The organism is Vibrio celticus, from assembly GCF_024347335.1.
Taxonomy (GTDB): Bacteria; Pseudomonadota; Gammaproteobacteria; order Enterobacterales; family Vibrionaceae; genus Vibrio; species Vibrio celticus.
On the sequence record NZ_AP025463.1, the window covers coordinates 3289869 to 3304996 of the forward strand.

13 protein-coding genes are annotated in these 15128 nt (G+C 45.5%); 3 read left to right on the forward strand and 10 right to left on the reverse strand.

All coding sequences use genetic code 11. The features are described 5' to 3' along the window. Window positions 1–134: 134 nt before the first annotated feature. Window positions 135–1787, reverse strand: a complete 1653-nt coding sequence (pgi, locus tag OCV19_RS14680; protein ID WP_065677851.1) for a glucose-6-phosphate isomerase — start codon at window positions 1785–1787, stop codon at window positions 135–137. 326 nt (window positions 1788–2113) lie between these two features. Here pgi and OCV19_RS14685 point away from each other — a divergent pair, with 326 nt between their 5' ends. Next, window positions 2114–2533: a secondary thiamine-phosphate synthase enzyme YjbQ gene (locus OCV19_RS14685; RefSeq protein WP_065677852.1), complete on the forward strand. Its 420-nt coding sequence runs from the start codon at window positions 2114–2116 to the stop codon at window positions 2531–2533. Between the two features lie 117 nt (window positions 2534–2650). Here OCV19_RS14685 and OCV19_RS14690 read toward each other — a convergent pair whose 3' ends face one another. From OCV19_RS14690 to OCV19_RS14700, 3 genes are read right to left on the reverse strand one after another with little or no spacing between them, the layout of a single operon-like run. After that, window positions 2651–3856, reverse strand: a complete 1206-nt coding sequence (locus OCV19_RS14690; RefSeq protein WP_065677857.1) for a BamA/TamA family outer membrane protein — start codon at window positions 3854–3856, stop codon at window positions 2651–2653. Between the two features lie 23 nt (window positions 3857–3879). Next, entirely contained in the window at window positions 3880–4965 is a 1086-nt protein-coding gene (gene alr, locus OCV19_RS14695) for an alanine racemase (protein ID WP_065677853.1), read from the reverse strand. 6 nt (window positions 4966–4971) lie between these two features. After that, a complete protein-coding gene (locus OCV19_RS14700) occupies window positions 4972–6363 on the reverse strand; it encodes a replicative DNA helicase (RefSeq protein WP_016767560.1) in 1392 nt (463 codons plus the stop codon). Window positions 6364–6539: 176 nt separating this feature from the next. Between OCV19_RS14700 and OCV19_RS14705 the strand changes: the two genes are divergently transcribed. Continuing rightward, the gene (locus tag OCV19_RS14705; protein ID WP_065677854.1) at window positions 6540–7415 is read left to right on the forward strand and encodes a DUF481 domain-containing protein; all 876 of its coding nucleotides are present in this window, start codon (window positions 6540–6542) and stop codon (window positions 7413–7415) included. Between the two features lie 175 nt (window positions 7416–7590). On the opposite strand, the gene rplI is transcribed toward OCV19_RS14705, so the two are convergent. The 5 genes from rplI to rnr form a co-directional block, all read right to left on the reverse strand. Next, on the reverse strand, window positions 7591–8043 hold the full coding sequence (gene rplI, locus OCV19_RS14710; protein ID WP_010434182.1) for a 50S ribosomal protein L9: 453 nt from the start codon (window positions 8041–8043) through the stop codon (window positions 7591–7593). A 38-nt stretch (window positions 8044–8081) separates the two neighbouring features. After that, entirely contained in the window at window positions 8082–8309 is a 228-nt protein-coding gene (gene rpsR, locus OCV19_RS14715) for a 30S ribosomal protein S18 (RefSeq protein WP_000090472.1), read from the reverse strand. A gap of 112 nt (window positions 8310–8421) precedes the next feature. Beyond that, window positions 8422–8811: a 30S ribosomal protein S6 gene (gene rpsF, locus OCV19_RS14720; RefSeq protein ID WP_004741278.1), complete on the reverse strand. Its 390-nt coding sequence runs from the start codon at window positions 8809–8811 to the stop codon at window positions 8422–8424. Window positions 8812–9080: 269 nt separating this feature from the next. Continuing rightward, the gene (gene rlmB, locus OCV19_RS14725) at window positions 9081–9821 is read right to left on the reverse strand and encodes a 23S rRNA (guanosine(2251)-2'-O)-methyltransferase RlmB (protein ID WP_017063180.1); all 741 of its coding nucleotides are present in this window, start codon (window positions 9819–9821) and stop codon (window positions 9081–9083) included. A 172-nt stretch (window positions 9822–9993) separates the two neighbouring features. After that, window positions 9994–12495 carry a ribonuclease R gene (gene rnr / locus OCV19_RS14730; protein ID WP_065677855.1) on the reverse strand — a complete coding sequence of 834 codons (2502 nt, stop codon included), beginning with the start codon at window positions 12493–12495 and terminating at the stop codon, window positions 9994–9996. A gap of 247 nt (window positions 12496–12742) precedes the next feature. Between rnr and OCV19_RS14735 the strand changes: the two genes are divergently transcribed. After that, the gene (locus OCV19_RS14735) at window positions 12743–14152 is read left to right on the forward strand and encodes an amidohydrolase (RefSeq protein WP_065677856.1); all 1410 of its coding nucleotides are present in this window, start codon (window positions 12743–12745) and stop codon (window positions 14150–14152) included. 143 nt (window positions 14153–14295) lie between these two features. Here OCV19_RS14735 and motX read toward each other — a convergent pair whose 3' ends face one another. Continuing rightward, window positions 14296–14931 carry a flagellar protein MotX gene (gene motX, locus OCV19_RS14740; RefSeq protein WP_017063177.1) on the reverse strand — a complete coding sequence of 212 codons (636 nt, stop codon included), beginning with the start codon at window positions 14929–14931 and terminating at the stop codon, window positions 14296–14298. Between the last annotated feature and the right edge of the window lie 197 nt (window positions 14932–15128).

Consider the following 15128-nt stretch of genomic DNA (forward strand, 5'->3'; position numbering starts at 1 on the left):
CGCAGTAAAAAATACAAAAGGCTGACGTGCATGCGTCAGCCTTTTGTATTACCTGCGATTTAACCATTACTTGCTCTACAGACACAAAAACGCCAACCCGAAGGTTGGCGTTTTTTTTGGTGCTATCAACTCAATTAAGCTTTAAGCGCTTTAAATGCGTTGATTAGACCGTTCGTTGAGCTGTCGTGAGAGGTTACTTGAGCATCGTCAGCAAGCTCTGGAAGAATTTGGTTTGCTAGTTGCTTACCAAGCTCTACACCCCATTGGTCGAAGCTGAAGATGTTCCAGATAACACCTTGAACAAAGATCTTGTGCTCGTACATCGCGATTAGGTTACCTAAAGAGCGAGGGTTGATTTGCTTAACAAGAATTGAGTTCGTTGGGCGGTTACCTTCAAATACTTTGAAAGGTACTAGCTCAGCAACTTCTTCAGCTGTTTTGCCCGCTGCTAGGAATTCAGCTTCTACTGTCTCTTTTGTCTTACCGAATGCTAGTGCTTCAGTTTGAGCAAAGAAGTTAGACATTAGCTTCTGGTGGTGATCAGATGCTGGGTTGTGGCTGATAGCTGGCGCGATGAAGTCTGATGGGATCAGCTTAGTGCCTTGGTGAATCAGTTGGTAGAACGCGTGCTGGCCGTTTGTACCAGGTTCACCCCAGATGATAGGACCTGTTTGGTATTCTACTGGGTTGCCTTCACGGTCAACAAACTTACCGTTCGATTCCATGTTGCCTTGCTGGAAGTAAGCAGCAAAACGGTGCATGTATTGATCGTAAGGTAGAATTGCTTCTGACTCAGCGCCGTGGAAGTTGTTGTACCAAATACCGATAAGCGCAAGGATGACTGGAATGTTGCTTTCAAACTCAGTTGAAGCAAAGTGGTTATCCATCTCGTGAGCACCTTCTAGTAGCTCAACGAAGTTATCGAAGCCAACAGATAGTGAGATAGAAAGACCGATTGCAGACCATAGTGAGTAACGACCACCAACCCAGTCCCAGAATTCGAACATGTTGTCAGTATCAATACCAAACTCAGCGACCGCAGTTACGTTAGTTGATAGTGCTGCGAAGTGTTTAGCTACGTGTGCGTTGTCACCCGCTTCAGCCAAGAACCAATCACGTGCAGAGTGCGCGTTAGTCATTGTTTCTTGAGTCGTGAATGTTTTAGATGCCACTAAGAATAGCGTTGTTTCTGGGTTAAGAGGCTTAAGTGTCTCAACGATGTGAGTGCCATCTACGTTAGAAACGAAGTGCATGTTTAGGCGAGTTTTGTATGGCGTTAGAGCTTCAGTCACCATGTATGGACCAAGGTCCGAACCGCCGATACCGATGTTAACTACATCAGTGATCTCTTTACCAGTGTAACCTTTCCACTCACCAGAAACGATGCGGTGTGTAAACAGTTCCATTTTTGCTAGTACTGCATTCACTGCTGGCATTACGTCTTTGCCATCAACCATTACTGGGTTGTCGCTACGGTTACGTAGAGCAGTGTGAAGTACTGAACGACCTTCAGTCTTGTTGATTGCATCACCACCGAACATTGCTTCGATTGCAGACTTAACTTCAGTCTCGTTCGCAAGAGCAAATAGGTGCTGCATAGTTTCAGCATCGATAAGGTTCTTAGAGTAATCCACTAAGATGTCAGAACCGAAACGAGTAGAAAAGCTCTCGAAACGCTTTGCATCTTGAGCAAACAGTTCTTTCATATCCATATCTTGAGCAGACTCAAAATGTGCCGTTAGAGCTTTCCACGCTTGTGTTTGCGTTGGGTTGATATTTTTCAACATGGTATCTATCCCGATGTTACTGTAGGTTTTATTCTAAACGTCACCTGGGTGATGAATAGAACCCCCGATTAGGCGAAAGTTTATATTTTTCTGTGATGACCAAACCGCGTCACCACTGAAAGATTCTTTGTAATTTTTTTTCACGACGTATTATGCCGCATATGAAGAGCTGTACCTTGAGATAAATCAGGATTAGATTTCCTGACAGAAGAATCGGTACAGACTCTAGCTCTAACATAATTAAATGTGAGCGATACCTGATAAATTCAAGTTCAAAAGATAGCGTTAAACCACTTTTTTTCCAAATACATTATAAAGGATGGCGTATGTGGATTCAGAAGACTATACACCTAAATGCACGAAAGCGTGGATTTCATCTCATTACTGATGAAATTGAACAACAGATACACGATATCAATTCTCTATCTGTTGGTTTATTACATCTTTTTATCCAACATACCTCTGCCAGCCTCACATTAAATGAGAACGCAGATCCCACAGTCCGTAACGATATGGAGTCGCACTTCAATAAGTTTGTACCTGAGCGAGCACCCTACTACAGACACACCTATGAAGGTGATGATGACATGCCTGCCCACATTAAAGCATCGACACTTGGCACCAGTGTGACAATACCAATTAGCAATGGTCGTTTAGCTTTAGGAACATGGCAAGGCATTTACTTAGGAGAGCACCGAGATTGCGGTGGAAGCCGAACTGTGATTGCTACGATGCAAGGTGAGTAGACTGCTTGAAAACAAGATCTCCTTAATAAAAACAATATCTTGTTAATAAAAAAGAGTGGTGCGTTTCCACAACCACTCTTATAAGAATAGTATTTGGCCTACTGTAGGCCGAAAGCTTTAGAAGGGCTGATTGATCATGACCCTAAAGGTCCCTTCGTCACCACCTCGCGCCAACTCAGCACGAACAACAATGCCTTCCACTTGGAAACGCACTGCGCCACCTAAGCTCCATTTCATGTCCGAGTGCAGTCTTTTGATGTCGTATTCATCTGCAACGCGCCCTAATTCAGCAAACGCTACCCATTGCCACCAAGGCAAGTCGTAGTAGTTAATCAACGGGATATCGCCAAGCGGTTGCCAATCTGGGAGTACTCGGTACTCAGCAGAGTAATGAACTGCAGAGCGACCGTGATAACGACCTCCGGTATAACCTCGTAATCGATACAAGCCACCTAATCGAGCTTGTTCTGTCTCCGGTGGGCGAGCACAATCTTGCCCAGAGCAGTTATCCCACGTTGGCGTGTCAGCCGTATAGAAATCAAATGCTAAAACTTGTTGATCGAATAGGTCCCCTAAAGGACCTAAAGCAAAGTACTGGCTATTTTGGAAGGTCCACTTAAGCCATAAGTCATCGTTAGACCAACTCTCTGCGCCTGTTGTGAACTCAAGGTTAGTATGAGAGCCCGTGGTTGGGTTACGTGTGCTATCACGGTTATCCCAATCCAATGCCAGACTAAAGCCTGTCGCCTCCTCGGTATTATTTAAACCTTCCAACTCACGAGCGGTATAAAAAGGCGTAAACAGGATCGAACTGACACCCGACTCGACTGGCGAAGCAAAACTCACATCTTTGATTGGCTGAAAAGCCCCTAACAAGCCATGTTCTGCAACATTGCCCCAAGGTAGCAAATACTTGAATTCAAACTGATAGTTCTGTTCTAAGCCATCGGCAATGGTTTTATCATCAATAGATGAATCGTTATCGCCTTGAGAGCCTATGTAATAAGGATTGTCGTTGAAGCGCGCTTGGTACATCTGAGTACTGAATAAAACATTCTCAGACAAAGCGTAGTTAAAGGCCGATAGAAAACCGACATAACTGTCTTTGTCTGAATAGAGTGCCATACCAAACAGAGCGGCTTGAGGTTGCCAAACACCCTTTGCGACACCCGCAACCCCAAAGGTATTGCCCAAAGTTTCAGTACTAAAATAGAAAGGGACAAAGGCTGAATCTTTTTCTTCACTCGCAGCGGGAGAAGAAAAGCTGACACCGAGTAATGTCATTGCAGACATTAGCCAGTTTCGAGTCGTTCGCTTGAACATCATTTACTTTACAAGATCCATAGCTACTTCACATACTCCATCGCAACACGCGAAGTCAGCTTAGTGACTAACTCGTAAGCGATAGTTCCGATATGTTCCGCCACTTCTTCTGAAGGTAAATCTTTACCCCACAGAGTCGCTTCATCGCCGACTTTATCTGCCGCATCAGGGCCTAGGTCAACCGTTAGCATGTCCATTGATACTCGTCCTGCGATCGGTGCTTTTCGACCGTTAACGAACACTGGAGTGCCGTTAGGTGCAGTGCGAGGATAACCATCACCGTAACCAATCGCGATAACACCAACCTTGGTATCACGCTCACTGGTCCAGTTTCCGCCATAACCCACACTTTCACCGGCTTTCACATCGCGCACGGCAATCAGGTGTGAGGTCAGGGTCATCACAGGCAAAAATCCAAGCTCTTGCGCTGATTTATCAACAAACGGAGAGACACCATAAGAGATGATTCCCGGACGAACCCAATCAAGGTGGCTGTCTGGCCAAGCGAGCAAACCCGCAGAGGCAGCAAGTGAACGCTCACCTTCACAACCTTCGGTAAGAGATAAGAAAAGCTCTGTCTGTTCAACTGTGGTTGCTCTATCCAGTTCATCAGCACAACCGAAGTGGCTCATGTAACGTAGAGGTTTGGCAACATTCGCACATTGATGCAAACGCTCAACAAAGTTTTGGTATTGCTCAGGGCGAACACCTAATCGGTGCATGCCACTGTCGACTTTTAGCCATACCACAACGGGTGTTTCCAAATCCGCATTCTCTAGCGCGCTTAATTGCTCTTCACAATGCACCACGGTTTGAATGTTGTTGGTCACCAAGATTGGTAAATCGCCCGAAGAGTAAAATCCTTCCAGCAACAAAATAGGTTTAACAATGCCACCAGCACGAAGTTGTAACGCTTCTTCAATACGCGCCACACCAAAAGCATCAGAGCTTTTTGAATGCTTGGCGATATGCAGTAAGCCGTGTCCGTAGCCATTGGCTTTCACAACAGACATGACCTTGCACTGAGGAGCCTTCGACTTTATCTGGTTCAGGTTATGTTCGAGCGCGTTTAAGTCAATGCTCGCCGTCGCCGCTTTCATGTAAGTCATTAGCGATTACTCATCATCAAATGCAGGGCCTGCATAGTTATCAAATCGGGAGTGTTGGCCTTGGAACGTAAGACGAACCGAACCGATCGGACCGTTACGTTGCTTACCAAGGATGATCTCAGCAATGCCTTTCAAGGAACTGTCTGGGTTATAAACCTCATCACGATAGATGAACATGATCAAATCGGCATCTTGCTCAATCGAACCTGATTCACGCAAGTCCGAGTTAACTGGGCGCTTATCAGCACGTTGCTCTAGGGAACGGTTAAGCTGAGAAAGTGCCACAACCGGAACGTTGAGCTCTTTTGCTAACGCTTTCAATGAGCGAGAAATCTCGGCGATTTCAAGAGTACGGTTATCAGATAACGAAGGTACACGCATTAATTGAAGGTAATCTATCATGATCATAGAGATACCATCGTGTTCACGAGCAATACGTCGAGCACGAGAACGCACCTCTGTTGGCGTTAGACCCGAGCTGTCATCGATATACATATTCTTCTTATCCATCAGAATACCCATACTCGACGAAATACGAGCCCAATCTTCATCGTCTAACTGACCAGTACGAATCTTGGTTTGATCTACGCGAGAAAGTGACGCAAGCATACGCATCATCAGCTGTTCGGCTGGCATCTCTAGCGAGAAGATTAAAACCGGTTTGTCTTGCTTCATTGCTGCGTTTTCACACAAGTTCATCGCAAATGTGGTTTTACCCATCGATGGACGAGCAGCAACAATAATTAAGTCAGAGCCTTGTAGGCCTGCTGTTTTCTTGTTGAGGTCGTTGAAGCCAGTATCGACACCTGTCACACCATCTTGCGGCGTTTTGTACAGGATCTCGATACGTTCTAGTGTCTTCTCTAGAATGCTATCTACGTTTTGTGGACCTTCGTTTTCACTTGCACGGCCTTCGGCAATCGCGAAGACTTTACTCTCAGCCAGATCAACAAGTTCTTCCGATGTACGACCTTGAGGGTCATAACCAGAATCAGCAATCTCATTCGCGACACCAATCAGACTACGAACAAGTGCACGTTGCGCCACGATATCCGCATACGCATTGATGTTTGCGGCACTGGGTGTGTTTTTCGCTAGGTCAGCAAGGTAAGCAAAGCCACCCACTTCTTCAAGTTGCTCACGCAGCTCTAAATGTTCAGAGAGTGTAATAAGATCCAGAGGAGAACTTTCTTCAAGGATATCCTTTACCGCTTCAAAGATCAGACGGTGAGGACGGCTATAAAAGTCTTTGGCCACAACCTTTTCGGCAACCGTATCCCAGCGTTCGTTATCTAATAACAAACCGCCAATAACAGATTGCTCAGCTTCTAATGAATGTGGCGGGACCTTGATGGCGTCCACCTGATCGTTGGCTGATTTCTGACTTTTGGTATCCACTATGACTACACTCAATAACTAATAATGATCGTTCATTATACCCAAGAACATCCGTTTGTAATCCGATCCTATGAGTTTGTTTTATTCTTCAGGAAGAATTTACCTATTGCTGACGGAATTAACCAAGGGTAGCATTACGATCCTGCCATTCACTCACTGTATAACTAGAGGTATGCGTGTCCAAATTATTGGCTCTGAGCACTGGTCTTTTAAGCACTGGTCTCCTGAGCGCTCCGATGGCCTTAGCTGATGATACTAAAGCCTCTGTTGATGCAATCCTCGACTCTATAGTAGTTTCAGGACCTACTGCTGAGTCGATCGTCGTTGCACCGACACCTGAAGAAAAAGAGTTGGATATCGCACCGAGTGATACAGAACTGCCGAGCCCGCTAAAAACGGAAGTCGAATTCGGATATCAGTCGCATACTGGTAACTCTGATTCACGAGCGCTTAACGCACGCCTAAAAGGTGAGTACACAACGGGTCGCCACAGAAGCAGTGGTGAATGGAAGTATTACAATCTCTACAAAGATGGCGAAGAAGATAAAAGACAATCGACTTACACCGCTCAGAGTGACTACAAGTTAAGTCCAAAAACCTATCTCTACGGCAGTTTTAAAGGGGTCGATTCACGATACAGCGCCTATTTTAAGGACTACACCGTTTCGAGTGGTCTGGGTTATCAGTTTTCAAATACCGAAGAGTTTGTGTTGGAAGTGGAAGTGGGGCCGGGTTATCGCTATCAAGAACCCAACCTTGATGAAATAGACGATGATGACATCATCTTTCCGGATATTGTTGAAGAAGCAATTTTTCGTAGCAATATCAATACGTCTTGGCAGGCGCTACCCAACTTGCAACTCAAAGCCGATGTGACACTGGTCTCGGGTAACAGTAACTTGAGTGTGGATACCGAATTAGAAGCGATCAACGATATCACGGATAATATTGCCTTGAAGATAGCGCACTCTCGACAATTCCACGACAAGGTACCTGAAGGGTTAAGTAAAGGTGACTCGGTGCTATCGGTTAACCTGCTATTCCAATTCTAAGCTTAGCTACAGCGACTACGACTGGACTGCCGTTCAGCAATAACAGCTTATGGATCACTGTAAGCTTTTTACCTAGTGTTGCCCTTCCTTATTTCTATATTCCAGACATAAAAAAACACCAGCCGAAGCTGGTGTTTAAAACTTTCAAAAGAAAGTATTCGTCTTGGTACTGAAATTACTCAGCTGCAACGATAGCGATTTTCGCAGTAGCAAAAACTTCAGAGTGAAGTTGGATGCTTACTTCGAATTCGCCGATGTTACGTAGAGCGCCTTCAGGTAGGCGTACTTCGCTCTTAGCTACTGCAACACCTGCCGCTGTAATAGCGTCAGCGATGTCACGAGTACCGATAGAACCGAATAGTTTACCTTCGTCACCAGCTTTAGAAGCGATTGTAACGCCTTCTAGAGTGTTAACGCTCTCTGCACGAGCTTCAGCAGCAGCTAGTTGCTCAGCAACTTTAGCTTCTAGTTCAGCACGACGAGTTTCGAACATAGCAACGTTGTCTTTAGTTGCCATAACTGCTTTACCCTGTGGGATAAGGAAGTTACGAGCGTAACCAGATTTAACGTTTACTTGGTCGCCAAGGCCACCTAGGTTACCGATCTTATCAAGTAGAATAACTTGCATTATCTTAGTCCTCTTAAACTATTATTAACTATTACCGATTACTGATGCTTGTCAGTGTACGGTAGTAGAGCTAGGTAACGAGAACGCTTGATAGCGCGAGCTAGTTGACGCTGGTACTTAGCGCTTGTACCAGTGATACGGCTAGGTACGATTTTACCAGCTTCAGTGATGTAGTTTTTAAGAGTTGCTACGTCTTTGTAGTCAATCTCTTGTACGCCTTCTGCAGTGAAACGGCAGAATTTACGGCGACGGAAGAAACGAGCCATGGGCTATCTCCTGATCTTAAATTTAGTAAAGCGGTCTTTCACAATTATCGAAATAACTATCAACGACCTAAAACAAGTTGAGAATTTTTTAAGGCGTTAAGCCAAAAAAGAATTACTCAGCAGCTGCTTCTGGTTTAGCTTCTGTACGCTCTTCGCGACGAGGAGCACGCTCTGCACGCTCTTCTTTTTGCTTAAGCATAATAGATTGCTCAGTCACAGCGCCTTTAGTGCGCATGATCATGTTACGTAGAACTGCATCGTTGAAACGGAAAGCAGTTTCTAGCTCGTCAATCACTTCTTGACCAGCTTCAACGTTCATAAGAACGTAGTGAGCTTTGTGAAGCTTGTTGATTGGGTAAGCCATTTGACGACGACCCCAGTCTTCTAGACGGTGGATAGTACCGCCAGCTTCAGTGATAGAACCAGTGTAACGCTCGATCATGCCAGCAACTTGCTCGCTTTGATCAGGGTGAACCATGAATACGATTTCGTAATGACGCATTTGGTTGCTCCTTACGGATTATTAGCTTCCACGAGTGGCCCGGTCGTCCAGAGGAAGCAAGGAACTAAAGATAAATGACCGAGTTTTAAGGACGGCAAATATTATAGAAAGAACCCTGTATTGGCAAGTGATATTTGGCGAATAATGAAACAGTTTTTCTTTCGCCATCTAGCCATCCAGTAATCGCAATTTCCACCCTATTTGAGCAGATAAAACAAACGCCCACCACCTAAGTAATGAGCGTTTAATATTTGAATATTTTCAATCTATTACTGAGCTAAGCGTTGACGTACCGCTTCGAACAGACAGATACCTGATGCTACCGAAACGTTTAGGCTCGATACGCTACCAGCCATCGGGATCTTAATCAGATCATCACAGGTTTCACGCGTTAGACGACGCATACCATCACCTTCTGCACCCATAACTACCGCAAGAGGGCCTGTTAGTTTCGCTTGGTAGATATCATGCGTTGCTTCACCTGCCGTACCCACAAACCATACACCCTGTTCTTGCAGTGCTCGCATTGTGCGAGCTAAGTTGGTTACACGCACGAGAGGAACTGTTTCAGCCGCACCACACGCTACCTTGCTTACCGTTGCTGTTAACGGTGAAGAGCGATCTTTCGGTACGATAACCGCAGCAACACCTGCGGCATCCGCGTTACGCAGACAAGCACCTAGGTTATGAGGGTCGGTTACGCCGTCTAGAACCAACAGCAAAGGCTGTTCGTGCTGCGCTAGGATATCGTCTAGGTGAGTTTCATTAAGCTGCTTAGCAGGCTTCACCTTAGCAATAAGGCCTTGGTGATTCGCACCTTGTGCTTTTTCATCCAGCGGCTTACGACCCATCTGTTGAATCGACACACCAAACTGTTGTAGTTGGTTCAGTAATGGAAGAAGACGCTCGTCTTGGCGACCTTTCAGTACATACGCTTCGATAAAACGTGCAGGATCTTTTTCTAGTACGGCTTTCACCGCGTGAATACCGTAAATAAATTCGTTACTCATTGTCTCAACTTACTCTTATTGCTCAGAGAAGAATGACATCAATGCCGATGCATCCCTCTCTGTGTTGTTCATTTCGAGAGCATGCGTCTTGCGCCTGATACTCTCGCATTAAAGTCATTTCGTATTAAATCAGTTAGGCGCTAAACCTGATTAGCCTAGTGCCTTATTGACCTTAAGATTTATCAGCCTTTGGCTTACGGCTTGCAGCACGCTTTTTCTTAGCGCGAGCTTTAGCAGCACCGGTTTTATTCGCTGGCTTTTTCTTCTTAGCAGGGCCTTCGCTGCTTCCGTCAGGTCGCTTAGTTGGCTCAACCATAGGCTTCGCTGATACACCTGGCTTATTACTCTTCACTACTGAGCGCTTCTTGCTTTTCGCCTTTTTCATCGCTTCTGCTGCACGCTTCTTGGCTGTTTTGCCTTTACCACGCGGCTGACGATCAGTGTCTTCTAAGTCAAAGTCGATTTGGCGAGTTTCTAAGTTAACCGCAGAAACTTTCACTTTAACCGAATCACCCAAGCGGTAGATATTACCAGAGCTTTCACCCACGAGACGCTGACCAACAGCATCAAATTGGTAGTAATCGTTCGCTAGCGCTGAGATATGTACCAAGCCATCAATGTGCAGTTCAGTTAGACGAACAAAGAAGCCGAAGCCAGTCACGTTGGCAATTACACCATCCATCACTTCACCGACATGGTCTTGCATGTATTCACACTTCAACCAGTCGTTTACTTCACGCGTTGCGTCATCAGCACGACGCTCAGTCATTGAACACTGCTCGCCGTAGAAGTCCATATCATCGAAAGTGTAGTGGTAACCACCGGTTGGCGTCCAACGTTCGCTGTTACGACCGCCTTCTTTCGCAATAAGGTACTTAATCGCACGGTGCAATAGCAAGTCAGGGTAACGACGAATCGGCGAGGTAAAGTGAGCATAGCGTTTAAGGGCTAAGCCAAAGTGACCCGCGTTATCCGCGTTGTAGACCGCTTGCTTCATTGAACGAAGTAGCATGGTTTGGATTAATTCACGGTCTTCACGTTCGTTAATCTGTTGCATCAATTGTGCATAGTCTACTGGTGATGGTGACAGACCACCTTCCAGTGTTAAACCTAATTCACTTAAGAAGCTCTTGAAGCCCATTAAGCGCTCTTCGCCCGGAGTTTCATGAACACGGTACAGAGCAGGCTCTTTCGCTTTTTCTACGTAAGATGCCGATGCGATGTTCGCAAGAATCATACACTCTTCGATGATCTTGTGTGCATCGTTACGAATTACCGGTTCAATACGGTCGATCTTACGATCCGCATTGAAGATAAATTTGGTTTCTACCGTTTCAAACTCAATCGCACCACGCTCATCACGCGTTTTCTTGAGAACTTTGTACATCTTGTGCAGTTCTTCAAGATGCGGCACTTCTGGCTCGTAACGCTCACGAAGTTCTTCATTGCCATCTAAGATCGCGCCTACTTTATTGTAAGTAAGACGAGCATGAGAGTTCATTACCGCTTCGTAGTGCTTGTAACCCGACAGCTTACCTTTGTCTGAGATAGTCATCTCACACACCATACATAAACGGTCTACTTGAGGGTTCAATGAACACAAACCATTTGAAAGCACTTCAGGCAGCATTGGGACAACTTGTGACGGGAAGTATACCGAGTTACCACGGTTAATCGCTTCTTTGTCTAGCGCTGTATCTGGGCGAACGTAGTAACTTACGTCAGCAATCGCTACCCATAGACGCCAGCCGCCGCCTTTCTTCGCTTCACAGTAAACCGCATCATCGAAATCACGTGCATCTTCACCATCAATGGTAACCAATGGCAGTTTACGCAGGTCTACACGTCCTTCTTTTGCTTCTTCAGGAACATGCTCACCTAAGTTTTCGATTTGCTTATCTACCGCTTCAGGCCACTCTTGTGGGATCTGGTGAGTACGGATCGCAATTTGCGTTTCCATACCCGGCGCCATGTTTTCACCAAGAACTTCGGTTACTTTACCCATCATGTTACGAGAACGACCACCGCGATCCGTAATCTCAATCACAACCACATTACCCATTCGAGCACCGCCTTTATGCTCAGTAGGGATCTGGATGTCGTGACTAATACGCGAATCATCAGCAACAACGTAAGAATGGCCGTACTCTAGGAAGAAGCGACCAACAAGTGGCGTTTTACGCTCTTCAAGCACACGAACCAAACGGCCTTCACGACGGCCACGCTTACTGTTATCAGTAGGCTGAACCAATACGTAATCACCGTGCATGATGGTTTTCATCTGATGATGTGGCAGCACGATATCATTGTCTTTACCCACACTGCCGTCTGGGCGAACCCAGCCATGACCGTCTTTATGACCAATCACATAGCCTTTGATCAGTTCCATCTTCTCAGGCAATGCGTAGCACTGACGACGAGTAAAGATAAGCTGTCCATCACGCTCCATTGCACGTAAACGACGACGCAGCCCTTCATATTGTTCCTCTCCAGCAAGACCCAAAGCTTCGAATAGATCGTTGCGGTTCATCGGAATATTCGCGTCTGTTAAAAACGAAATAATGAACTCTCGGCTTGGTACTGGGTTATCGTAATTTTTCGACTCTCGGTCGGCAAAAGGATCAACAGTGGTTGTCGCTGTCGTGTTTTCTGACGTTGGTGTGTTTTTTGACATAGGCGGGCCTGCTTAAGCAAGGAAGGTATATACCCCTAGTATATCTGATGCTAGGGGTAAGCTACAGATATGCTTTAGAAAACACTCAAATAACCTCAGATTGATACATATCTTCACTTTGTGAAACATCGCTTCATAGACGTGGACTATCATCAAAATTTCAAGCAAACGATAAAACAAACGTTTGCGCCATGAATGAAATACACTATTATCCACGCACTTTACCAACTCCTGTTCTGGGTATGATATGAAACTAAAACGCACTTTATTGGCTTCAGCTATGGCGAGCCTAGCGCTGTTCCCATTCGCAAGTTCGGCAATGGAAAAAGCGGACCTGATGATTACCGATGCGATGGTTCTGACAATGAACCAAGACAAAACGGTTTATGAAAGTGGTACTGTTGTCGTAAAAGATAACAAAATCATTGCAGTTGGTGATGCTTCACTAGAGAAGCAGTACCAAGCTAAGCAAGTATTACACGTGGATGGCGATATCGTTATGCCGGGTCTCATCAATACTCATACTCATGTATCAATGACAGTTTTTCGTTCGTTAGCCGATGATGTGCCAGATCGCCTGCACCGTTACATCTTCCCGCTAGAGAAGAAGCTAGTATCGCGAGACATGGTACGCATTGGTGCGAACCTAGGTAACGTTGAAATGGTGAAAGGCGGTGTGACGACTTACGCCGACATGTACTACTTCGAAGATGAAGTCGCAAAAACCGTCGATAAGATCGGTATGCGTGCCATCCTAGGTGAAACGGTGATTAAGTTCCCAGTCGCCGACGCAGCCAACGCAGAAGAAGGCATTAAGTACGCGTTGAACTTCATTGAAGAATACAAAGATCACCCACGCATCACACCAGCGTTTGCCCCGCATGCGCCTTACACCAACACCACAGAGATCCTTCAGAAAATATCTAAACTATCCCTAGAATTAGATGTTCCAGTAATGATTCACCTTGCAGAATCACACCGTGAAGAAGAGAAAATCGCTGAGCGTTCTGATGGGTTATCCCCGGTTCAATACATGGACAGCATTGGCGCACTCAACAAAAACTTGGTGGGTGCACACATGATCCTCGTAGACGATCATGATATTGAACTGGTGAAGAAATCGGATATGGGTGTGGCTCATAACATGAGTGCTAACATCAAGTCAGCAAAAGGTGTATCACCTGCCCTTAAGATGTATGACGAGAACGTGCGTATCGGTTTAGGTACTGATGGCCCAATGTCTGGTAACACACTGAGCACCATTGATGAGTTCAACCAAGTCGCTAAGGTTCACAAGCTAGTTAACAAAGATCGTGCTGCGATGCCGCCGATCAAAGTGATCGACATGGCGACAATGGGCGCAGCAAAAGCGCTGCACATGGAAGATAAGATCGGCTCTCTTGAAGCAGGCAAACTGGCTGACATCATAGTGATCGATACTAAGGCGCCAAACATGGTTCCAGTCTACAACCCATACTCAGCACTGGTGTACTCAGCTAACTCAGGCAATGTTCGTCACTCCATCGTTGATGGCAAGATCATCATGCAAGATCGCGACATGCTAACGGTAGACGAAGATAAGATTCGTCAAGAAGCACTCGATTTCACCAAGGTTGTTCGTGAAACGGTGATTGAGTCTGGTGAGGTGGTTCAATAACGCTACCGAATTAGATAAACGGTTTTCCGTTCAGATCAAAAAAGGCCTCGCTGATGAATCTCAGCGAGGCCTTTTTAATACGAGTTTTTTAGATGATTAACGAGTGCAGTCATTAATCATCATTGCTCATTCAATAATCTGTCTTACCAGAACACGTCTCGACGCTTTGCTCGAGCAATAATATTGTCTGGCATTCTCTGTTCCAGACCGCTACGAAGCACAGTGATACGTCTGTGTTGTCTTTGGTCTGCGGTTACCGAGTTATACAACCAACGGTAAGCATCTTCATAATCCAATGGGCTACCGTAGTCACGTAACAAGAGTTCCGCTAAGTGAATGCTCGCACTTAAGTTACCCATAGAGGCCGCTTCACGTAGATACGGAATCGCACGCTCTTGATCTTGTTGTACCAAAGTACCACGAGAGTAATAACGACCTAACTGCTCTAATGCAGCGGGTAAACCTTGATGTGCCGCGTTTTCCATATAGTAAAGGCCAAGCTCTACATCTTGTGGAACACATACACCCCAAGCCAACATATCACCGTATAAAAACTCATAAGAAGGCAAGCTAATACGCGTTGCGCGAGCAACGATATCTTCAACTAACTGGCACTTATCAGCTTTCACTCGCTCTAGATGTTGATTATTTTCGATTAAATTAATCAGTTCAGCTTCTGTATATATTGGAACGGGCTCTCCCACATCAGCCAAATTTGCATGACTCAAGGGTGAGCTCAGCGCCATTATTAATGAAGCTGCCACAATTCGTAGCTTCATACCTGCACTCTATTATCTGTCGCTAAAGTTATCTATTGAGGGCCGCAGAGGATTTCTACACGCACAAAACAGGGTGAACTTCACTTTCCATGATATCTGTATCGGCAATAACCCCGGCGGCTTTAGACAAAACTTGCCGCTAATGGGCAATATTTTGCCAGATGGCGTTCAAAAGATAATCACCCAAAGCTATATAC